Here is a 20,522-nt window from a genome sequence, read left to right as displayed (position 1 = left end):
GGCTCGTCCCGGGCCCAGATCTTGATCGCACGCTGGTCTCGGAGGTTGGACGCGGAGTTCGGACGCGGAGTTCGGACACGGACGCCGGACACGGACGCCGGACACGGACGTCGGGCCCGGACGGCTCAGAGGCCGAGGAGCCAGCGCCCGCCGCCGATCAGCGAGCACAGCGCGACGGCGTGGAAGAGGAGCAGCCAGGCCACCGGGTGGACGTGCGTGAGCCGCCCCAGCTGGTCGGCGTCGGAATCCGGCGCCCCGCCGTGCCGGCGCTTGGCCCCCAGCTCGAAGACCGGCCGCACCCCGCCCAGCAGCAGGAACCACACCACCAGGTACGCGAAGACCGCCTGGACCTCGGCCGGGGCCAGCCACGAGACCAGCACGAACGCGGCGCCCGACAGCACCACCGTCAGGGCGCCGTACGCGTTGCGGATCATCACCAGCATCGCCAGCAGCAGCGCGGTGGCCGCCCACAGCAGCAGCGTGATCCGGTGGGCCGACAGCAGGGCGGCCCCGCCGAGCCCGAGCAGCGAGGGCGCCGTGTACCCGGCCGCGGCGGTCAGGATCATCCCGAGCCCGGTCGGCTTGCCGCGGCTGACGGTGACCCCGCTGGTGTCGGAGTGCAGCCGGATCCCGTCGAGCCGCCGGCCGGTCAGCAGCGCGAGCAGCCCGTGGCCGCCCTCGTGGGCGATGGTCACGGCGTTGCGCGACAGCCGCCACAGCGGGCGCGGCCCCACGGCGACCAGGGCGACGACGCCCGTCACGATCACCAGCCACAGGGCCGGCGGGGTCTGTATGCCCGTGAGCCGGTCCCACAGGCCGGCGGTCGCGGAGCTGTCCGTGGTGCTGTTCATGGAGTGGCGGACTCCTTGCGGTGGTGGACGGATGGGATGGCAGTCTGGCAGCCATGTGCGGACGGTATGCAGCGAGTCGTCGGCCGGAGGACCTGGTGGAGGCCTTCGGCATCGAGAAGTGGGAGCCCGAGGAGACCCTGGCCCCCGACTGGAACGTGGCGCCGACGAAGGAGGTCCACGTCGTCCTCGACCGTCCGGTGAAAGACGCTCCGGACCCGCGTCCGGTTCGTCAGCTGCGCACGGTGCGCTGGGGGCTCGTCCCCTCCTGGGCCAAGAACCCCGAGGGCGCCGCCCGGATGATCAACGCCCGGTCCGAGACCGTGGCGGAGAAGCCCTCCTTCCGCCGCCCCTTCGCGCAGCGCCGCTGCATCGTCCCCGCCGACGGCTACTACGAGTGGGTCACCGCCGCCGACGAGCGGCAGCTGGAGGTCGAGGGCAAGAAGAAGCGGGCCCGCAAGCAGCCCTACTTCGTGCTCCCCGCCGACGGATCCGTCTTCGCCATGGCCGGCATATACGAGTTCTGGCGCGACCCCACGCTGCCCGGCGACCACCCGCAGGCCTGGTGGGCCACCTGCTCCGTGATCACGGCCGAGGCCGAGACCGGGCCGCTGGGCGTGGCACCCGCGGAGGGGCCCGCCTCGCTGGCCGAGATCCACCCCCGGATGCCGCTGATGCTGCCCCCCGACCGCTGGGATGCCTGGCTGGACCCGGCCCGGACCGACACCGACGAGCTCCAGGCCCTGCTCGCACCGCCGCCGGGCGGGCTGATGCGCGCGTACCCGGTCTCCACCGCCGTCAGCAACGTGCGCAACAACGGGCCGGAGCTGCTGCAGGAGCTGGCCGCGCCGGAGGAGGCCACGCTCTTCTAGGGCCCGTCCGGGCTCGCGTCCCGGGCAGGATGGGCGCCATGACCACGCGTACGCGCACCGAGAGCGTCGACACCCCGGCGGGCGAGGCCCGCATCACCTGGCACCCCGTCCCCGCCGGTACGGCCGCACGCCTCGTGCTGGCCGTGAGCCACGGCGCCGGCGGCGGGATCGAGGCCCGCGACCTCGTGGCCCTGGCCGCCGCCCTGCCCGCCCACGGGGTGACCGTGGCACTGGTCGAGCAGCCGTGGCGGGTGGCCGGGAAGAAGGTGGCCGCCGCGCCCAAGGTGCTGGACGAGGGCTGGCGGGGCCTGTGGCCGGCGCTGGCCGCACCCGGGCTGCCGGTGGTGGCGGGCGGCCGCAGCGCCGGGGCCCGGGTGGCCTGCCGGACCGCCGCGGAGCTGGGGGCGGCCGGGGTGCTGGCCCTGGCGTTCCCGCTGCACCCGCCGGGCCGGCCCGAGAAGTCCCGGGCCGGGGAGCTCACCGGGGCCGGGCGGCCCGCCCTGGTGGTCCAGGGCGGCCGGGACCCCTTCGGGCGGCCCGGGGAGTTCCCGCCGCCGACCGCGCAGGCACCGTACGAACTGGTGGAGGTCCCCTCCGGCGATCACGGTTTCGCCGTGCCGAAGAAGGCGGACCTGACCCAGGACGAGGCCCTCGCGGTGATCACCGGGGCCGTCGCCGCATGGCTCGCCGGGCTTCCCCTGTGACGGACGCGGTCCGGGGAGTGAGACGGACCCGGGAGTGATCCGTACCACACTGTGGACGCCCACCTGACAGAGGCCGGAGGTACGGGCCCCGGCGGGGAATGCGCGGCCCGACCCTTCTGTTGTGCGGGATGTCAGAACGCACGGGATCAGTCGGAGGAGAGGGACCGCATGACCCAGGTCATCAGCCAGCACCGTCCGCAGGCGGCAGGCCTGGACTGGACGGTCCTGCCCGCGCCCAAGCGCCGCCCGCTTCAGGCGGCGGAGGGCCGGGATGGTCGACTATTCTCCGATTCGAGCGGGTCCGCTTTCGGAGCCGTCACGCAGTCGGAGGAGGTGGGTCCTGTCGCTGGGACCGACGAAGGCCACGCGGAGGAGACGACCCCGGAGCGCAATGCGCGCTTCGAGAGGGACGCCCTCGGCTACCTCGACCAGATGTACTCGGCCGCGCTGCGCATGACGCGCAATCCGGCCGACGCCGAGGACCTGGTCCAGGAGACGTATGCGAAGGCATACGCGTCCTTCCACCAGTTCCGCGAGGGCACCAACCTCAAGGCGTGGCTCTACCGCATTCTGACCAACACGTTCATCAACTCCTACCGCAAGAAGCAGCGTGAACCGCAGCGCAGTGCGGCCGAGGAGATCGAGGACTGGCAGCTGGCGCGCGCCGAGTCGCACATGTCGACGGGCCTTCGTTCCGCGGAATCACAGGCACTCGACCACCTGCCCGATTCGGACGTGAAGGAAGCGCTGCAGGCGATTCCGGAGGAGTTCCGCATCGCGGTCTATCTTGCCGACGTAGAGGGCTTTGCGTACAAGGAGATCGCGGACATCATGGGTACACCCATCGGTACGGTCATGTCGCGACTGCACCGTGGCCGCCGTCAACTCCGCGGAATGCTGGAGGACTATGCCCGTGAGCGCGGGCTGGTCCCCGCCGGCGCGGGAGAGTCGAACGACCTGAAAGGCTCGGGCTCATGAGCTGCGGAGAGCCGCACGAGACGGATTGCTCTGAGGTCCTGGACCACCTGTACGAGTTCCTGGACCACGAGATGCCGGACAGCGATTGCACGAAGTTCGAGACGCACTTCGGCGAATGCAATCCCTGCCTGGAGAAGTACGGCCTCGAGCAGGCCGTCAAGAAGCTGGTGAAGCGCTGCTGCGGTTCGGACGACGTGCCGACCGACCTGCGCTCGAAGGTCATGGGACGGATCGAGCTGATCCGTTCCGGGCAGGCCGTCCCCGAGCACGACGTGACCGCGGACCCCGCCGCCGGCTGATCGAACAACCGCCCCTGGAAGCCGAATCGTTCACTCGATGGTGCTAATCCGGGGGTGCCCGTACGGCGCAATACGAAAATGTGGCCCCCTGTGCGAGGGGGCCCCACTTATTCTCCCCAAACGGTGTGCACGGCACAGGGGAGGAGAGCGTCATGCGGGGACTTCCGCCGGCGGCGCGCCCCGATCCCGTGTGGGCCGTCGTCTTCTGCGCCGTCCTCGCGGCATCCGCCTGCACCGCCCCGGCCTTCGCCGACTCCGGCACCCCCTGGTCCGCCGTCGTGCTGCTCGCGGTCCTCTACCTCGGCTGTGAACTGGTCGGGATCTGCCCGCTGCCGGGCAAGCGGGTCCCCGAGGGCATCGGGTCGTTCTTCCCCGTGCTGCTCGCCGCCGTCTTCCTGCTGCCGCCGGCCGCCGCCGCGCTCGTCGCGCTGCCCGGAGGGTTCGCGCAGGCGGTGGTCCGCAGGCCCGCCCGGGTCCGGCGCGTGTGGCACGCGGCCCAGCAGGCCCTCGCGGCCTGGGCGGCGGGGCGGACGTTCGGGCTGCTGGGCGGCGGCAGTTCGGCCGGCTCACCGCCCGCCCCCTTCGCGGAGCTCCCGCACTTCCCGTACGCGCTGCTGCCCGCGGTGGCCGCGGCCGCCGCCTTCTGCCTCGTCCTGGCCTCCCTCGACGCGGGCGTCCTGGCCGCCGCCGAACGAAGGCCGCTGCGCTCGGCATGGCGCGGACCGCTCGGCCGCTCGCTGGTGCCGCACTGCGTGCACGGCCTCGCCGGGCTGATGATGGCCGTCCTGTGGCGCAGCCCGTACGGGCTGCCGGCCGCGCTGCTCGTCCTGCTGCCCATGTACATCTCCTGCTGGGTCTTCGCCCAGTACCACCGGGAACGGGCCGCCCACCAGGCCACGATCCGGGCCCTCGTCCAGGCCGTCGAGCTCAAGGACCGCTATACGCGCGGCCACGGCGAGCGCGTCGGCCAGGCCTCCGCGATGATCGCCCGCGAGCTGGGCATGGACGGGGACCGGCTCGAAGTCGTCCGCATCGCCGGGATCCTGCACGACGTCGGCAAGATCGGCGTCCCGACCCGGCTCCTGCGCAAGGACGGCCCGCTGACCCCGCAGGAGCGGCGGATCATCGAGCTGCATCCCGAGTACGGGCACGAGATGGTCCGCGGCATCGGCTTCCTGGGCGAGGCGCGGTCCGCGATCCTGCACCACCACGAGCGGGTCGACGGCTCCGGATACCCGTACGGGCTGACCGGCGAGCAGATCCCGGTGCCGGCCCGGGTGGTGGCGGTGGCCGACGCCTTCGACGCGATGACCTCGACCCGCTCGTACAGCCGGGCCCGGCCGGTCCCGGTGGCCCTCGCCGAGCTGGAGCGGTGCGCGGGGGCCCACTTCGACCCGGTGATGGTGCGCGCGCTGGCCGAGGCGATCGGCCGGGACGGCTGGCACCCGGTGGTCACGGCGGCCGAGGACGACCTCCAGGTGATCCCGGCCGGCTCCGCCCCCGGCCGGGCGGAGGCGCCCGCCGCCGCGGCCCCGGACCCCGGCGGGCCCGCCCTGTCCGGGCTCCCGGCCCAGGGCGCCCGGACGCGCGTACGGACCGTGCACCCGCCGAAGGGGCCGGAACCGGACGGCGGGGGACGGCCGTGAGGGGCGCGGTCGCCCGGGGAGCGGTCGTCTGGGGGGTGCGCGGGGCCGCCGTGCTGCTCACCCTGGCCGGGCTCGGGCACACCCTGTGGAACGGCCTCGTGGAACCCGGCACCGCCCTGGCCTTCGGCGCCCTGATCGCCTGCGGCGAGCTCGCCCGCCCCGACCCCCGGGACGCCGGGGACGCGCGCGGCCCCCGTGATGCCCGTGCCCCCTGGAGCACGGGGGCCCCCGCCGCCGCACCGGACGCCGCCGAGGACCGCCGTCCCGCGCCGCTGGCCTTCGCCGGGGCCCTCGCGTACGCCCTGCTCGGCCCGGACGCCGCCGAGCCCACCCACCACGGGGTGCTCCAGATCGTCACGGTCGTCGCCGTCGCGGCCCTCGCCGGGATCGTCCCGCACATCGCCCGCGGCCGCGCTCCCGCCGCCGACCAGCTGGCCCGGCGGGTCCTCACCGTCGCCTTCGCCGCCGTCTGCTTCCAGCCGCTCTACAACTCCGGCCGGCTGGAGGACGGGATCGGGCAGGGCCCGTACCTCGTCCCCTTCCTGCTCCTCCTGCTCGGCCTCACCGCCCTGTGCGACGCCGTGCTCGCCGCCGCCCTGGCCCGTGCCCGCACGGGCTGGCCGTACGGGCCCCTGCTCCGCGACGAGCTGCGCGCCCAGCTCGGCATCGGCTCCGCGATCTGCGCCACCGGGGTCGTCATGGCCCTCGGCGTGGCCGCCGCCGGCCTGTGGGCGCTGCCCGTCTTCTGCCTGCCCCTGCTGCTGACCCAGCTGTCCTTCCACCGGATCACCGCGATCCGCACCACCTACCGCCAGACCCTCACCTCCCTGGCCCGGGCCACCGAGATCGCCGGGTACACCCGCCCGGGGCACTCCCGCCGGGTCGCCGCGCTGAGCTGCGCCGTCGGCCGGGAGCTGGGCCTCACGGCGCGGGAGCTCACGGTGCTGGAGTACGCCGCCCTCCTGCACGACATCGGCCAGCTCTCCCTCGTCGACCCGGTCCGGTCCGGGGCCACCGCCGGGCTGCCGGCCGCCGAGGCCCGCCGGATCGCGGAGCTCGGCGGGGAGGTGGCCCGCCAGAGCGGGGTGCCCGCCGAGGTGGCCGTCATCGTGGAGCGGCAGGCGGACCCGTACCGGGAGCAGCCCGCCCTGGCGCGCATCGTGCGGGCGGTCAACGCGTACGAGGACCTGCTCGGCGGGCCCCGTCACCCGGGTGGCCCCCTCGCGGCCCTGGAGCAGCTGCGGCTGGGCACCGGGCACGACTACCAGCCGGAGGTCGTGGAGTGTCTCGCGAGGGTTCTGGCCAGGGGCGGACGTGACAGAGTTGTTCCCGTCCCACCTGGGTAACCCATGGGTAATGAGCGGCCGTCCGAGTGGGCATGGTTGGATGCCAGTAGGAGTGTCCGTGAGGGTGTCCGCAAGGCTGCACCGTTGGACCGGCAGGCGGGAATCGTGAGGATCTTCGGGAAGGTACGGCATCGGCCCTCCGCTTCGTGGCGGCAGGCCACCGACCGCGCGTTCACGCTGATCGGCGACGGGCGGTACGAGGACGCGGGTGCGCTGCTGACCAGAGCCGCGGACCTGGAGCCCTGGCTGTCCGAGTCCTGGTTCAACCTCGCCCTGCTGCACAAGTTCCGGCACGACTGGGAGCAGGCCCGGGCCGCGGGGCTGCGCGCCGTGGCCCTGCTGGACCGCGAGACCGGCGCCCCGGACTGGTGGAACGTCGGGATCGCCGCGACCGCGCTGCAGGACTGGCCGCTGGCCCGCAGGGCCTGGCAGGCGTACGGGCTGAAGGTCCCCGGGGACCCGCACGGCTCGGGCACCCACCCCGGCAAGGGCAGCGGCGAACCGGTCGGCATGGAGCTCGGCAGCGCCGCCGTGCGGCTGTCCCCGGAGGGGGAGGCCGAGGTGGTCTGGGGCCGTCGGCTGGACCCGGCCCGCATGGAGGTCCTGTCGATTCCGCTTCCCTCCTCGGGGCGGCGCTGGGGCGAGGTCGTCCTGCACGACGGGGTCCCGCACGGCGAGCGGGTCACCGCGGCCGGCCCCTCCTACCCGGTCTTCGACGAGATCGAGCTGTGGGCCCCCTCGCCGGTGCCGACCTGGGTGGTGCTGCTGGAGGCGGCCACCGAGGAGGACCGCGATGCGCTGGAGCAGCTGGCCTCGGACGCGGGCTTCGCCGCCGAGGACTGGTCGTCCTCGGTGCGGCTGCTGTGCCGGACCTGCTCGGAGAGCGTGATGCCGAGCGGCGAGGGCGACGGGGAGCACCTGGACCCGCACGACCACAGCGAACCGGGGCATCCCGGACCCTTGGGCCACCGTACGAACGGTTCCGGCCCGCTCTGGGTGCCCGAACGCGAATGCGGGATCGCGGCGCCTCCCGGCCTGGTGCGCGGACTGCTCGACGGCTGGGTCGCGGACAGCCCGGACACCCGTGAATGGCGGGATCTCGAAGAGGTCTGCTGACCCGGCACCGTAGGCTGTACCGGCACATTGTGAACGGGTGGACTTACGGAAGGCGTACGGCGGACATGGCGCAGCAGGAGAACGAGGTCGTCGAGATCGTCAACGACGGGTACGTCGTGGACACCGAGGACTGTGAGGCGCGCGAGCTCGCCCACCGCGAGCGCGGCACCGCCCGCCCGATCACGGTGGTCGGCAACCCCGTGCTGCACAAGGAGTGCAAGGACGTCACCGAGTTCGGTGACGAACTGGCGCAGCTGATCGACGACATGTTCGCCAGCCAGAAGGCCGCCGAGGGCGTGGGCCTGGCCGCGAACCAGATCGGCGTGGACGCCAAGGTCTTCGTCTACGACTGCCCGGACGACGACGGTGTGCGCCACACCGGTGTCGTGGTCAACCCGAAGCTGGTGGAGCTGCCGGCCGGTTCGCGCGTGCTCGACGACTCGAACGAGGGCTGCCTGTCGGTCCCGACGGCCTACGCCTCGCTGGCCCGCCCGGACTACGCCGAGGTGACCGGCCAGGACGCGCAGGGCAACCCGATCAAGGTCCGCGGTACGGGCTACTTCGCGCGCTGCCTCCAGCACGAGACGGACCACCTGTACGGGTACCTGTACATCGACCGCCTCTCGAAGCGGGACCGCAAGGATGCCCTCCGCCAGATGGAAGAGGGCACCCCGCGCTACGAGACCGTCCCGAACGCGTAGCACCCCCGCCCGCCCCGTCGCCCCATGACCTGCGGGAAGACGGAGCGGAAGGCTCCGGCCAAGTGATCACCAAGCACTGGTAATGCCTCGAGTACGCACCCCCTATGCGCCCCTTAGGGGGTGCGCCCCACCCCCTGACTGCGGCCTTCTCCCGTGACGCGGCTTCCTGCGGATCGTAAATTCCTGGAAAAGCCGATTCCGCTGTGGAACGTGTTGAGGGGTGTGGTCAGTGACCAGGGAGTACAGCGACGACCGGTGGGCGGTTCGACTCGAATCCGTCCGCAAGGTCTACGGGAAGGGGGGCGCCGCGGCGACCGCCCTCAGCGACGTGTCCATCGGGTTCCGGCCCGGCAGTTTCACGGCGGTCATGGGTCCGTCGGGTTCGGGCAAGAGCACGTTCCTGCACTGCGCTGCCGGTCTCGACCAGCCCTCCTCGGGCCGGGTCCTGCTGGCGGGCCAGGATCTGAGCGGCATGAACGAGACGCAGTTGACCAAGCTGCGCCGCGAGCACATCGGCTTCGTCTTCCAGGCCTTCAACCTCCTTCCCGCCCTCACCGTCACCCAGAACGTGACGCTGCCGATGAAGCTCGCGGGCAAGCGGGCCGACCGGCGCCGCGTCGCGGACGTCATCGAGCGGGTCGGGCTGGCCGAACGGGCCGGCCACCGCCCGGCGGAGCTCTCCGGCGGCCAGCAGCAGCGCGTGGCCATCGCCCGCGCCCTGGCGGTACGTCCGACGGTGCTCTTCGCCGACGAGCCGACGGGAGCGCTGGACACCGCGACCGCCGCGGAAGTCCTGGCGCTGCTGCGGGAGTCGGTGTCCGCCGACGGCCAGACGATCATCATGGTGACGCACGACCCGGTCGCCGCCTCGTACGCCGACACCGTCGTCTTCCTCGCCGACGGCCGGATCATCGACGAGCTCAACGCGCCGACCGCCGACACGGTCGCCGAGCGGATGACCCGCCTGGGCGCGTGGGAGCGCGACCGCCGGCGGGCCGCTGTGCGGGGGGCCGCCTGATGCTGGCTCTGGCAGCGCGCATGCTGCGCTTCCGCATGGGCGGCTTCATCGCCACGTTCGTGGCACTGCTGTTCGGCGCGCTGATCGTGATGGGCTGCGGCGGTCTGATGGAGACCGCGCTGCGCAACAACGCCCCGCCGTCGCGGCTGGCCCAGGCGGACGTGCTGGTCAACGGCAACCGCTCGTACGTGGTGCCGCACTCCGGCGAGGACGCCGAGACGGTGGTCCTTCCCGAGCAGGTCCCGCTGCCCGCCGGCCTCGCGGACAAGGTCCGCGCGGTCCCCGGCGTCCGGGACGTGGTGGCGGAGCGCACGCTCGAAGCGGCGGTCCTGCGCGACGGCCGCCCCGTGGGGCCGGCCGAGGGCAAGGCCAAGGCCCACGGCTGGGAGTCGGCGGCCCTGACGCCGTACGGCCTGGCTTCCGGCGCCGCTCCGAAGGGCGCCGACGAGGTCGTCCTCGACAGCGCCCTCGCCGCGGCCGCCGGAGCGAAGACCGGCGACCAGGTGCAGATCACCGCGAGCGGCGGCACCGCGACGTACCGGCTGTCCGGCATCGCCCGCCCGGAGAACCGCCGTACGGTGGACGAGCCGACCCTGTTCTTCTCCACGGGCCAGGCCGAACGGCTGGCCCGTCCCGCGGGGGCGATCGCCACCCTCGGCGTCATGGTCGCGCCGGGCACCGACAGCGGTGCCGTACGCGACCGGATCGCCAAGGCCCTGGACGGGCAGCCGGTCCAGATCGTGACCGGCGACGACCGGGGCGCCGTGGAGGACCCGCTCGTCCTCACGGGCAAGCAGAAGATGATCATCATGAGCGCCGTGTTCGGCGGCATGGCCACGATGGTCGCCGTCTTCATCGTCTCCAGCACGATCGGCCTGGCCGTACAGCAGCGCCGGCGCGAGTTCGCCCTCATGCGGGCCATCGGCGCCACGCCGGGTCAGCTGCGGCGGATGCTGCTGGGCGAGACGCTCCTGGTCACCGTCGTCTCCGCGGCGATCGCCTGGGTGGCCGGCCCGGTGCTCAGCGAGGCCCTGCTCGGCCAACTCGTCGAGGCGGGGCTCGTCTCGGGCGCCGTCGAGTTCAGCATGGGCTGGATCCCCACCCTCGCCGCCTCCGTGGCGATGCTGCTGACCTCGGTGCTCGGCGGATGGCTCGGCGCCCGGCGTGCGGTGAGCGCCAAGCCCACCGAGGCGCTGGCCGAAGCGGCACTCCAGCAGAAGTGGCTCACGAAGACGCGGCTCGGCTTCGCGCTCGTCTTCCTGGGCGGAACGGCCGCACTCGCCACGGTCACCATGATGGTCTTCGACGGCACCATCGCCGCGGCCACCGCCGGCCCCGGGGTGATCGTCGCCGTGATCGGGCTCGCGCTGATCTCGCCCGGACTCACCAAGGTCCTGCTGCGGTGGTTCGCCGTGCCGCTGCGCCGATTCGTCGGTGTGGACGGGCAGCTCGCCCTGCTGAACTCCGAGGTACGGGCCCTGCGGGTGGCCGCCGTGGCCACCCCGGTGATGCTCGCCGTCGGGTTCGCCACCGGCAACGTCTACCTCCAGACGACCCTGGTCGACGCCTCGCAGCGGGCGTTCGTGGAGAACCTGCGGGCGGACGCCGTCCTCACCGCGCCCGCCGGCGGCATCGACCCGGAGCTGCTGAGCCGGGTCCGCGACATCAAGGGCGTCGCGGGCGCCAGCCTCTACACCACCAGTACCGGCTTCGTGGAGCGTCCCTTCGACTCCTCCCAGGACGACGGGGGGCTGCCCCTCCAGGGCGTCAGCGCCGACGGCGTGGCCCAGACCCTCACGGCCCGTACCACCGACGGGAACCTGGCCGGGCTGACCGGCAACTCCGTCGCGCTCACCGAGCAGAAAGCCAGGGAACTGCGGCTCGGCATCGGGGACGGCCTCACGCTCCGCATGGGCGACCGCAGCACCCTGGAGGTGCGGCTCGTCGCGGTCTTCGAGGGCCGTGACGGCTACCCGATGGGCCTGATGCCGGCCGACACCCTCGCCGCGCACACCACCAACGGGCTGCCCGGACAGATCCTGGTCCGCGCCGGCGAAGGCGGCGAGCACCTCACGGCAGCCCTGGCCGCCGTGGCCAAGACGCAGCCGGGCGTGGCGGTCGTCGACCGGGACGCCCTGGTCGAGGCGCACTCGACCGGCATGGAGACGATGGCCTGGATCAACTACCTGCTGGGCGGGGCGATCGTCGCGTACGCCGCCATCTCGGTGATCAACAGTCTGATCATGTCCACCCACAACCGCCGCCGGGAGCTGGGCCTGCAGCGCCTCAGCGGTGCCACCAAGGCGCAGGTCATGCGGATGGCGGCGGTGGAAGCCGGGCTGGTGAGCGCGATCGGCGTCGTGCTCGGCACCGTGGCCGCGGCCACGGCCCTGATCCCCTTCAGCATCGCGGCCGCCGATTCGCTGATGCCCTCGGGGCCGATCTGGATCTACCTGGCCATCACCTCGACGGTGACCGCGATCACCGTGGGCGCCACCCTGGCCCCCACGTGGGCGGCCCTGAAGATCCGCCCGATCGAGGCGGCGCGAGCGGCGGACTGAGCCACCGCATCGCTCCGTCCCCGGCAGCAGCGCCGACCACGCGAACGGCGGCTGCGCCCGGCACCAGGCCGGGCGCAGCCGCCGTTCGTCCGTACGTGCGGACCGTGCGGACTAGAAGTCCTCGTCCAGGTCGACGGTGCCCTCGACCGCGACCTGGTAGGCCGACGGGCGGCGCTCGAAGAAGTTCGTCAGCTCCTGGACGCCCTGCAGCTCCATGAAGGAGAACGGGTTCTGCGAGCCGTACACCGGCGGGAAGCCGAGGCGGACCAGGCGCTGGTCCGCCACGCACTCCAGGTACTCGCGCATCGACTCGGTGTTCATGCCCGGCAGGCCGTCACCGCACAGGTCGCGGCCGAACTGGAGCTCGGCCTCGACGGCCTCCTTCAGCATGTCCGTGACCTGCTGCTGGAGCGCGTCGTCGAAGAGCTCCGGCTCCTCCTTGCGGACGGTGTCCACGACCTCGAACGCGAAGTTCATGTGCATGGTCTCGTCGCGGAACACCCAGTTGGTGCCGGTGGCGAGGCCGTGCAGCAGACCGCGCGAGCGGAACCAGTACACGTAGGCGAAGGCGCCGTAGAAGAACAGACCCTCGATGCACGCCGCGAAGCAGATCAGGTTCAGCAGGAAGCGGCGGCGGTCGGCCTGCGTCTCCAGCCGGTCCAGCTTCTCGACCTCGTTGATCCACTTGAAGCAGAACTGCGCCTTCTCGCGGATCGACGGGATCTCCTCGACGGCGTCGAAGGCGGCCGCGCGGTCGTCCGGGTCGGGCAGGTAGGTGTCGAGCAGCGTCAGGTAGAACTGGACGTGCACGGCCTCCTCGAACAGCTGGCGCGACAGGTACAGGCGCGCCTCCGGGGAGTTGATGTGCTTGTAGAGCGTCAGCACCAGGTTGTTCGAGACGATCGAGTCACCCGTCGCGAAGAACGCGACCAGACGGCCGATCATGTGCTGCTCGGCCGGCGTCAGCTTCGCCAGGTCGGCGACGTCCGAGTGGAGGTCGACCTCCTCGACGGTCCAGGTGTTCTTGATCGCGTCCCGGTAGCGCTCGTAGAAGTCCGGGTAGCGCATGGGGCGGAGAGTCAGCTCGAAGCCCGGGTCGAGCAGGTTCTTCTTGTCGGTGGAGCTCATTACTGGCAGGCCTCGCAGGACTCGGGGTTCTCAAGGGAGCAGGCCAGCGCTTCCGCGGCCGCGGCCTCGGCGGCGGCGTCGGCCAGGGGGAGCGCCGCGGGGGCGGCCGCCTGCGCGGCGCGGGCGATCTTCGTCGCCGGGCGCGAGCGCAGGTAGTACGTGGTCTTCAGGCCCTGCTTCCAGGCGTACGCGTACATCGAGGACAGCTTCCCGATGGTCGGCGTCTCCAGGAACAGGTTCAGCGACTGCGACTGGTCGAGGTACGGCGTACGGGCCGCCGCCATGTCGATCAGACCGCGCTGCGGGATCTCCCACGCCGTGCGGTACAGCTCGCGCACCTCGGCCGGGATCCAGCCGAAGCCCTGGACGGAGCCGGACGAGTCGCGCAGCGCCTCGCGGGTCTGGGCGTCCCACACGCCGAGCTTCTTCAGCTCCTCCACCAGGTAGCCGTTGACCTGGAGGAACTCACCGCTCAGCGTCTCGCGCTTGAAGAGGTTGGAGACCTGCGGCTCGATGCACTCGTACACGCCGGCGATCGAGGCGATCGTCGCCGTCGGCGCGATGGCCAGCAGCAGCGAGTTGCGCATGCCGGACTTCGCGACGCGGGCGCGCAGCGCGTCCCAGCGCTCGGGCCAGTTCAGCTCGACGTCGTAGTGGTCCGGGTGCAGGACGCCGCGGGCGGTGCGGGTCTGCTCCCAGGCGGGGAGCGGTCCGCTGCGCTCGGCGAGGTCGCAGGAGGCCTCGTACGCGGCCAGCATGATGCGCTCGGAGAGCTTGGTGGACAGCGCCTTCGCCTCGGGGGAGTCGAACGGCAGCTTCAGCTTGAAGAAGACGTCCTGCAGGCCCATCGCGCCCAGACCCACCGGACGCCAGCGGGCGTTGGAGCGGCCCGCCTGCTCGGTCGGGTAGAAGTTGATGTCCACGACGCGGTCGAGGAAGGTGACGGCCGTACGGACGGTCTCGTCCAGCCGCTCCCAGTCGATCTCACCGGTCTCGGTGAGGACGAACGCGCCCAGGTTGACCGAGCCCAGGTTGCAGACGGCGGTCTCGCCGTCGTTGGTGACCTCGATGATCTCGGTGCACAGGTTCGAGGAGTGGACGACGGTGCCCGGCTCGGCGGTCTGGTTCGCCGTGCGGTTGGAGGCGTCCTTGAAGGTCATCCAGCCCTGGCCGGTCTGCGCGAGGGTGCGCATCATCCGGCCGTACAGGTCGCGGGCGGGCATGGTCTTGCGGGCCAGGCCCGCGGCCTCGGCCTTGTGGTACGCGGCGTCGAACTCGTCGCCCCACAGGTCGACCAGCTCGGGCACGTCGGCCGGGGAGAACAGCGACCATTCGGCGTCCGCGTTCACGCGGCGCATGAACTCGTCCGGCACCCAGTGCGCCAGGTTCAGGTTGTGCGTACGGCGCTGGTCCTCGCCCGTGTTGTCGCGGAGCTCCAGGAACTCCTCGATGTCCGCGTGCCAGGTCTCCAGGTAGACCGCGGCGGCGCCCTTGCGGCGGCCGCCCTGGTTCACGGCGGCGACGGAGGCGTCGAGGGTCTTCAGGAACGGCACGATGCCGTTGGAGTGGCCGTTCGTGCCGCGGATCAGCGAACCGCGGGCGCGGATGCGCGAGTATGAGAGACCGATGCCGCCGGCGTGCTTCGACAGACGCGCGACCTGGTGGTAGCGGTCGTAGATCGAGTCGAGCTCGTCCAGCGGGGAGTCCAGCAGGTAGCAGGAGGACATCTGCGGGTGCCGGGTGCCGGAGTTGAAGAGCGTGGGGGAGGACGGCAGGTAGTCGAGGCGGCTCATCAGCCGGTAGAGCGAGGCCACTTCCTCGACGGCCTGGACGCTGTCGTTCTCGGCGAGGCCGCAGGCCACGCGGAGCATGAAGTGCTGCGGGGTCTCGATCACCTGGCGGGTGATCGGGTGACGCAGCAGGTAGCGGCTGTGCAGGGTGCGCAGACCGAAGAAGCCGAAGCGGTCGTCGGCGCCCTCGGCCAGCGTGTGTTCGACCAGCGCGTCCAGGCGGTTCGCGTGCAGCGCCACGAACTCGGCGGTGCGGTCCGCGATCAGGCCCTCGCGGTGGCCCACCGCGACGGAGGCGGAGAAGGAGGTGGCCCCCTGGCCGGCGGCTTCCTCGGCGACGGCCAGCGTCAGCAGCCGGGCGGCGAGGCGGGAGTACGCCGGGTCCTCGGAGATCAGACCGGCCGCGGCCTCCGTGGCCAGCCCGCGCAGTTCGGCCTCGTCGGCGGCGGCGCTGCGCCCGCGGAGCGCGGCGGCGGCGACCCGGCCCGGGTCGGTGTCGGGGAGGTCGGCCGTCAGCTCGGTGAGGGTACGCAGCAGTGCGGCCCCAGGTCCCCCGGTCTCGATTCCGGTGTCGGACGGGTCGGACTCGGCGCGCGGTGCGGAAGGCGCGATGGTCACGGGGGGAGCTCTCCCTCGCTCGGCTCCGGGACACCTGCGGTGCGGCGCGAGCGGGCGCGCGCGGGCATGACGGGGCAGCACCGCGCGGCGTCCACCGGCCCAACCGCGAGGCCCGGACGTATCGACACCCGGTTCGGTCGAGCCGGGCGCACTGTCGGCAGGTCATCGGACTTGCGGTGACACCAATGGGTGTACTTCATACCGTTGCGGGACAGTTCCGGATTCACACCGGATTCCCCTGCGACGACAGCGAGGACGAGCATACATGTGGGGGCCCCTTCATGTGCGACCCCCTAGATGTTGTGTCGGCGTGGCTACAGTTCGAGACCGTACGTGCGCAGAGGGAGGCCGGGGACGGGCTCCCAGTCCCGTTCCGGCGTGCGCACGAAACCGAGCCGTTCGTAGATCCGGTGGGCTCCCACCATCTCGTCCGTGGTGGACAGCACGAGGCGCCGCACGCCCGCGACGGCCCGGGCGCGGTCCGCGCAGGCCCGCACCAGAGCCTCCCCGGCACCCCGCCCGCGGCCTTCCCGGGCGACGGCCAGCATCCGGAACTCGGCCTCGCCGGGTCCGGCGATGTCGCACAGCGGGCTCCCGGGCGCGGCGAAGGCCACCCCGCCGAGGAGCCGGCCGTCGCCCGTCGCGGCGACGAGTATCACCCCGTCGGCGGCGCGCCCGGCCACGTCGCGCAGCCGTGCGAGGTACGGATCGTCCTCGCCGAAGGTGAGCAGCCCGTCCCCGAGGTAGGCCTGCGCGGTGATCTCCCCGAGCGTCCCGTACTCCGCCGCCAGCGCTTCCCTGATCACGATGTCCATGCGGTCGAGTGTGCCGGACGGCCGTCGGTGCCCGGCGCCATCGTCGGACCGTGACGAGCGACCGGCCCCACATGCCGACCGAGGACTTCGAAGCCGTGGCGCGGGTGGCTGCCCGAGAGGTCGGGGACCGGGTGCGCCGAGAACGCCGAAGGGCCCCGCCCGGTCGGCGGGGCCCTTCGGCGAGTCAGGGCTCAGCAGCAGCGGAAGCCCTCGCGGGGGTCCGCCTCGCGGGAGTCCGTACGGGCGCGTTCGAAGGCGCGGCGGGTCATGACCCGCGCGTCCGGGTCGTGCGTCCGGGCGTGCGCGACGTAGCGCTCGTACGCCGCCTCGCCCGAGAACTCCCGTACGAAGAAGCGCGCCTTCGCCAGCGCCGCGCGGACCCCGCTCACGCCACCGGCTCCTTCACGCGGCCGCCGCCCGAGTCCAAGCCGGCGGCGGCGAGCTCCGCCCGCTCCTCGGGCGTCGCGATGAGCCCGGCCGGGGCGATGATCTTCGACTCGGTCCACGGGACCTCGGACAGCCTGACCGCCTCCGGGTTGCCGGCGGCCTTCAGGCAGGTCCGCGCCGCGTCCAGCAGCACGATGACGATCAAGGCCGCGAACAGCGCCGACAGCACGCCGTCGACCGTGGCGTTCGTGACGATCGTGTGCATCTCGCCCATGTTCTTGGCGGGCGGCAGGACCTTCCCGGCGTCGATCCCTGTCTGGTACTTGTCGCGCTGCGCGAAGAAGCCGACCTTCACGTCGTCGGAGAACACCTTCTGGTAGCTCGCGGTCAGCGTGACGGCCACGTCCCAGGCCAGCGGGACGCCGGTCACCCAGGCCCACTTGAGCCGGCCGGACTTGACCAGCAGCGTGGTGCAGACGGCCAGCGCCACCGCCGCCAGCAGCTGGTTCGCGATCCCGAACAGCGGGAACAGCTGGTTGATGCCGCCCAGCGGGTCCTTGATGCCGACCCACAGGAAGTAGCCCCAGCCGCCCACGACCACCGCGCTCGCCAGCCACACGCCCGGCTTCCAGCTGACGTCCTTGAAGGACTTGTGCACGTTGCCGAGGGTGTCCTGGAGCATGAACCGGCCGACCCGGGTGCCCGCGTCGAGGGTGGTGAGGATGAACAGGGCCTCGAACATGATGGCGAAGTGGTACCAGAACGCCTTCATCCCGGAGCCGCCCACCACGGACGAGAAGATCTCCGACATCCCGAGTGCGAACGTGGGCGCGCCGCCCGTACGGGACAGCAGGCTGGCCTCCTCCACGTCCTTCGCGGCCTGTGCGAGGAACTCGGGCGAGATGGCGAAGCCGAAGTTCGTCACGGCCTGTGAGGCGGTCTCGACCGTGGTGCCGACGACACCGGCGGGGGAGTTGACCGCGAAGAACAGGCCGGGCTCGATGATGCAGGCCGCGATGATCGCCATGACGGCGACGAAGGACTCGGTCAGCATCGCGCCGTAGCCGATGACCCGGACCTGGGTCTCCTTCTGGATCATCTTCGGGGTCGTGCCCGAGGAGACCAGCGCGTGGAACCCGGACAGCGCCCCGCAGGCGATGGTGATGAAGACGAACGGGAACATCGACCCGGCGAACACCGGCCCGTCCCCGCGGGCGGCGAAGTCGGTGACCGCGGGCATCTTCAGGGTCGGCATGGCGACGACCACGCCCACGGCGAGCAGTGCGATGGTGCCCACCTTCATGAAGGTGGAGAGGTAGTCGCGGGGTGCGAGGAGCATCCACACCGGCAGCACCGAGGCGACGAACCCGTACGCCACCATCCAGAGGACCAGCGTCTCCTTCTCCAGCGTGAAGGTGCTCGCCAGCGAGGAGTCGGCGACCCAGCCGCCCGCGACGATGGCGAGCAGCAGCAGCGCGACGCCGATGACGGAGATCTCGGTGACCCGGCCCGGGCGCAGCACGCGCAGGTAGAAGCCCATGAAGAGGGCGATCGGGATGGTCATGCCGATGGAGAAGACGCCCCAGGGGGAGTGCGCCAGGGCGTTGACGATGACCAGGGCGAGCACGGCCAGCAGGATGATCATGATGGCGAACACGGCGACCAGGGCGGCGGCTCCGCCGACCGGGCCGATCTCGTCCCGCGCCATCTGGCCGAGCGAGCGGCCGTCGCGGCGGGTGGAGAAGAAGAGGGTGACCATGTCCTGGACGGCGCCCGCGAAGATGACGCCCGCGACGATCCAGATGGTGCCCGGCAGGTAGCCCATCTGCGCGGCGAGCACGGGGCCGACCAGCGGGCCGGCGCCGGCGACGGCCGCGAAGTGGTGGCCGAACAGCACGCGGCGGTCGGTGGGGTGGAAGTCGACACCGTTGTCAAGGCGTTCGGCGGGGGTGGCCCGCGTCTTGTCGACCTTCAGGACCCGGTCGGAGATGAAGCGCGCGTAGAAGCGGTAGCCGATGGCGTACGAGCCCAGCGCGGCGGCGAGCAGCCAGGCGGCCGAGATCTCCTCGCCGCGCGAGAGGGCGAGGATGCCCCAGCCGAGGGCCCCGATGAGCGCGACGAGGACCCAGACGGCGACGGACTTCGGGCTCATGCCCCCCGACGCCCCCGGGTTCCGCGGCGCGGAAGGCGAGTCCGCCGCTGTGCCCGGACTCGCCGCGTTCCGTTCTGTACCTGTTGCTTCCGGTTCCGGCATGATCCTCGTCCCCTCGTTGATCATCTGCGTAAGCGCAGGGAATCTACGGGGGCCCGCCCGGTGAACGTAAGCCCCCGTCCGCATAGCGGAACGAGAGTCAAGCACGGATCAGTTGGCCTGGCCCAGAGTCGAGCGACGAACTTTTGACGCGACCCTGGGTCCGTGCGGTCCGGGCTTCCCGCTTCATCGCGCGGCGCCGGGGCTCGCGCCTCGGTCCCGCCCACGCTCCACGAGGCGTTCTTCCCGTCCGCCCGCCCGGCGGCCAGGGTGTTGGACGCAGCGTTGCCGTCACGGTCGTGGACCGCGCCACATGCCGGGCAGAGCCATTCCCGGATGTGCAGCGGTTCCGGGCCGTCCCGGTGGCCACAGGCAGGGCAGATCCGCGCGGTCGGCCCCGACCTCTGTGCCGGTCCGAGGCAGGTGCTCGGTATCGGTCTCGACCACAAAACGTGCGAAATACCGACCGGCCGAGTCTTTCGGCACCGTGAGGGAAGACGGTGCGGCCGGCAGCGGACGACACCACCTGATCCTCAGGTCGAATGGTGCGGGGTGGGATCGGACGGACCGATCCGCCTGTGTCAGGCGGGGCCCGTCCGCATGCACCGTGGCCGCCGCTGCGTCAGACGGCAGGGCGCTGGAGCCGCGCGACAAACTTGTAGCGATCGCCGCGGTACACCGAGCGGACCCACTCGACGGGTTCGCCGTCGGCGTCGAGGGAGTGGCGGGAGAGCATCAGCATCGGCAGGCCGACGTCGGTGCCCAGCAGGCCCGCCTCGCGCGGAGTGGCGAGGGAGGTCTCGATCGTCTCCTCGGCCTCCGCGAGCCGTACGTCGTACACCTCGGCCAGCGCCGTGTAGAGGGAGGTGTACTTCGCCAGGGACCGGCGCAGCGCGGGGAAGCGCTTGGCCGAGAGGTGCGTGGTCTCGATCGCCATCGGCTCGCCGCTCGCGAGGCGCAGCCGCTCGATGCGCAGCACGCGGCCGCCCGTGGCGATCTTGAGGAGGCCGGCCAGGGTGTCGTCGGCCGTCACGTAGCCGATGTCGAGGAGTTGGGAGGTGGGCTCCAGCCCCTGGGCCCGCATGTCCTCCGTGTACGAGGACAGTTGGAGGGGCTGGGAGACCTTCGGTTTCGCGACGAAGGTGCCCTTGCCCTGGATGCGCTCCAGCCGTCCCTCGACGACGAGCTCCTGGAGAGCCTGGCGCACGGTGGTCCGGGAGGTGTCGAATTCGGCCGCGAGCGTGCGCTCCGGCGGTACCGGCGTGCCCGGGGGCAGTGTCTCGGTCATGTCGAGCAAGTGCCGCTTGAGTCGGTAGTACTTGGGCACCCGCGCCGTGCGAGTGGCCGCCCCGCCTTCCGGCTCGGTGGTCGCCCCTTCGGTGGACATCGTCGCCCGCCTTCCCGACTCCAGTTTCGCTGCCGTCACCGGCTCCTCCGATATGTG

At 72.1% G+C, this 20,522-nt stretch carries 18 protein-coding genes and 1 riboswitch; of the genes, 10 read left to right on the top strand and 8 right to left on the bottom strand.

The window, feature by feature from the left end; all coding sequences use genetic code 11:
• Window positions 1-125 precede the first annotated feature (125 nt).
• Window positions 126-851, bottom strand: coding sequence for a M50 family metallopeptidase (locus ACFY1T_RS00970; RefSeq protein WP_030859388.1), 726 nt, complete (start codon window positions 849-851; stop codon window positions 126-128).
• A 53-nt stretch (window positions 852-904) separates the two neighbouring features.
• Between ACFY1T_RS00970 and ACFY1T_RS00965 the strand changes: the two genes are divergently transcribed.
• The 10 genes from ACFY1T_RS00965 (at window position 905) to ACFY1T_RS00920 (ending at window position 12,089) form a co-directional block, all read left to right on the top strand.
• The gene (locus tag ACFY1T_RS00965; RefSeq protein WP_390786450.1) at window positions 905-1,720 is read left to right on the top strand and encodes an SOS response-associated peptidase; all 816 of its coding nucleotides are present in this window, start codon (window positions 905-907) and stop codon (window positions 1,718-1,720) included.
• 38 nt (window positions 1,721-1,758) lie between these two features.
• Window positions 1,759-2,424, top strand: coding sequence for an alpha/beta family hydrolase (locus tag ACFY1T_RS00960; RefSeq protein ID WP_390786449.1), 666 nt, complete (start codon window positions 1,759-1,761; stop codon window positions 2,422-2,424).
• A 333-nt stretch (window positions 2,425-2,757) separates the two neighbouring features.
• Window positions 2,758-3,402, top strand: coding sequence for a sigma-70 family RNA polymerase sigma factor (locus ACFY1T_RS00955; RefSeq protein WP_008741505.1), 645 nt, complete (start codon window positions 2,758-2,760; stop codon window positions 3,400-3,402).
• Window positions 3,399-3,701 carry a mycothiol system anti-sigma-R factor gene (rsrA, locus tag ACFY1T_RS00950; RefSeq protein WP_030859381.1) on the top strand — a complete coding sequence of 101 codons (303 nt, stop codon included), beginning with the start codon at window positions 3,399-3,401 and terminating at the stop codon, window positions 3,699-3,701. The genes ACFY1T_RS00955 and rsrA overlap by 4 nt, the downstream gene beginning before the upstream one ends.
• 152 nt (window positions 3,702-3,853) lie before the next feature.
• Window positions 3,854-5,347 (top strand): HD-GYP domain-containing protein, encoded by a 1,494-nt coding sequence (locus ACFY1T_RS00945; RefSeq protein ID WP_390786448.1) that lies wholly within the window; start codon window positions 3,854-3,856, stop codon window positions 5,345-5,347.
• A complete protein-coding gene (locus ACFY1T_RS00940; protein ID WP_390786447.1) occupies window positions 5,344-6,693 on the top strand; it encodes an HD-GYP domain-containing protein in 1,350 nt (449 codons plus the stop codon). Before ACFY1T_RS00945 ends, ACFY1T_RS00940 begins: the two co-directional genes overlap by 4 nt.
• A gap of 105 nt (window positions 6,694-6,798) precedes the next feature.
• Complete coding sequence (locus ACFY1T_RS00935) at window positions 6,799-7,809, top strand: hypothetical protein (protein ID WP_030859375.1); 1,011 nt, start codon at window positions 6,799-6,801, stop codon at window positions 7,807-7,809.
• A 65-nt stretch (window positions 7,810-7,874) separates the two neighbouring features.
• Entirely contained in the window at window positions 7,875-8,510 is a 636-nt protein-coding gene (gene def, locus ACFY1T_RS00930; RefSeq protein WP_390786446.1) for a peptide deformylase, read from the top strand.
• 229 nt (window positions 8,511-8,739) lie between these two features.
• Complete coding sequence (locus ACFY1T_RS00925) at window positions 8,740-9,528, top strand: ABC transporter ATP-binding protein (protein WP_030859371.1); 789 nt, start codon at window positions 8,740-8,742, stop codon at window positions 9,526-9,528.
• The gene (locus ACFY1T_RS00920) at window positions 9,528-12,089 is read left to right on the top strand and encodes an FtsX-like permease family protein (RefSeq protein WP_390786445.1); all 2,562 of its coding nucleotides are present in this window, start codon (window positions 9,528-9,530) and stop codon (window positions 12,087-12,089) included. The genes ACFY1T_RS00925 and ACFY1T_RS00920 overlap by 1 nt, the downstream gene beginning before the upstream one ends.
• Before the next feature lie 111 nt (window positions 12,090-12,200).
• On the opposite strand, the gene ACFY1T_RS00915 is transcribed toward ACFY1T_RS00920, so the two are convergent.
• From ACFY1T_RS00915 to ACFY1T_RS00885, 7 genes are all read right to left on the bottom strand, one after another.
• A complete protein-coding gene (locus tag ACFY1T_RS00915) occupies window positions 12,201-13,217 on the bottom strand; it encodes a ribonucleotide-diphosphate reductase subunit beta (protein ID WP_030859367.1) in 1,017 nt (338 codons plus the stop codon).
• On the bottom strand, window positions 13,217-15,625 hold the full coding sequence (locus tag ACFY1T_RS00910) for a ribonucleoside-diphosphate reductase subunit alpha (protein ID WP_390786444.1): 2,409 nt from the start codon (window positions 15,623-15,625) through the stop codon (window positions 13,217-13,219). Before ACFY1T_RS00910 ends, ACFY1T_RS00915 begins: the two co-directional genes overlap by 1 nt.
• 138 nt (window positions 15,626-15,763) lie before the next feature.
• Window positions 15,764-15,905: riboswitch (cobalamin riboswitch) on the bottom strand.
• Window positions 15,906-15,939: 34 nt separating this feature from the next.
• Window positions 15,940-16,440, bottom strand: coding sequence for a GNAT family N-acetyltransferase (locus tag ACFY1T_RS00905; RefSeq protein WP_390786443.1), 501 nt, complete (start codon window positions 16,438-16,440; stop codon window positions 15,940-15,942).
• Between the two features lie 191 nt (window positions 16,441-16,631).
• Window positions 16,632-16,829: a CstA-like transporter-associated (seleno)protein gene (locus ACFY1T_RS00900; RefSeq protein WP_390786442.1), complete on the bottom strand. Its 198-nt coding sequence runs from the start codon at window positions 16,827-16,829 to the stop codon at window positions 16,632-16,634.
• Window positions 16,826-18,979 carry a carbon starvation CstA family protein gene (locus tag ACFY1T_RS00895; RefSeq protein ID WP_390786441.1) on the bottom strand — a complete coding sequence of 718 codons (2,154 nt, stop codon included), beginning with the start codon at window positions 18,977-18,979 and terminating at the stop codon, window positions 16,826-16,828. Before ACFY1T_RS00895 ends, ACFY1T_RS00900 begins: the two co-directional genes overlap by 4 nt.
• 122 nt (window positions 18,980-19,101) lie before the next feature.
• A complete protein-coding gene (locus ACFY1T_RS00890) occupies window positions 19,102-19,527 on the bottom strand; it encodes a zinc ribbon domain-containing protein (RefSeq protein WP_390786440.1) in 426 nt (141 codons plus the stop codon).
• A 173-nt stretch (window positions 19,528-19,700) separates the two neighbouring features.
• Window positions 19,701-20,465, bottom strand: a complete 765-nt coding sequence (locus ACFY1T_RS00885) for a GntR family transcriptional regulator (RefSeq protein ID WP_030153577.1) — start codon at window positions 20,463-20,465, stop codon at window positions 19,701-19,703.
• Window positions 20,466-20,522: the final 57 nt, after the last annotated feature.

It is taken from the genome of Streptomyces sp. NPDC001194 (assembly GCF_042896985.1).
Classification (GTDB): domain Bacteria; phylum Actinomycetota; class Actinomycetes; order Streptomycetales; family Streptomycetaceae; genus Streptomyces.
This window is presented reverse-complemented; position numbering and strand designations above follow the sequence as displayed.

Excerpts from the sequence above, each read along its gene's own strand:
- ACFY1T_RS00970 (WP_030859388.1), bottom strand. The coding sequence starts at position 851 with ATGAACAGCACCACGGACAGCTCCGCGACCGCCGGCCTGTGGGACCGG.
- ACFY1T_RS00965 (WP_390786450.1), top strand. The coding sequence starts at position 905 with ATGTGCGGACGGTATGCAGCGAGTCGTCGGCCGGAGGACCTGGTGGAG.
- ACFY1T_RS00960 (WP_390786449.1), top strand. The coding sequence starts at position 1,759 with ATGACCACGCGTACGCGCACCGAGAGCGTCGACACCCCGGCGGGCGAG.
- rsrA (WP_030859381.1), top strand. The coding sequence starts at position 3,399 with ATGAGCTGCGGAGAGCCGCACGAGACGGATTGCTCTGAGGTCCTGGAC.
- ACFY1T_RS00945 (WP_390786448.1), top strand. The coding sequence starts at position 3,854 with ATGCGGGGACTTCCGCCGGCGGCGCGCCCCGATCCCGTGTGGGCCGTC.
- def (WP_390786446.1), top strand. The coding sequence starts at position 7,875 with ATGGCGCAGCAGGAGAACGAGGTCGTCGAGATCGTCAACGACGGGTAC.
- ACFY1T_RS00920 (WP_390786445.1), top strand. The coding sequence starts at position 9,528 with ATGCTGGCTCTGGCAGCGCGCATGCTGCGCTTCCGCATGGGCGGCTTC.
- ACFY1T_RS00915 (WP_030859367.1), bottom strand. The coding sequence starts at position 13,217 with ATGAGCTCCACCGACAAGAAGAACCTGCTCGACCCGGGCTTCGAGCTG.
- ACFY1T_RS00905 (WP_390786443.1), bottom strand. The coding sequence starts at position 16,440 with ATGGACATCGTGATCAGGGAAGCGCTGGCGGCGGAGTACGGGACGCTC.
- ACFY1T_RS00895 (WP_390786441.1), bottom strand. The coding sequence starts at position 18,979 with ATGAGCCCGAAGTCCGTCGCCGTCTGGGTCCTCGTCGCGCTCATCGGG.
- ACFY1T_RS00885 (WP_030153577.1), bottom strand. The coding sequence starts at position 20,465 with ATGTCCACCGAAGGGGCGACCACCGAGCCGGAAGGCGGGGCGGCCACT.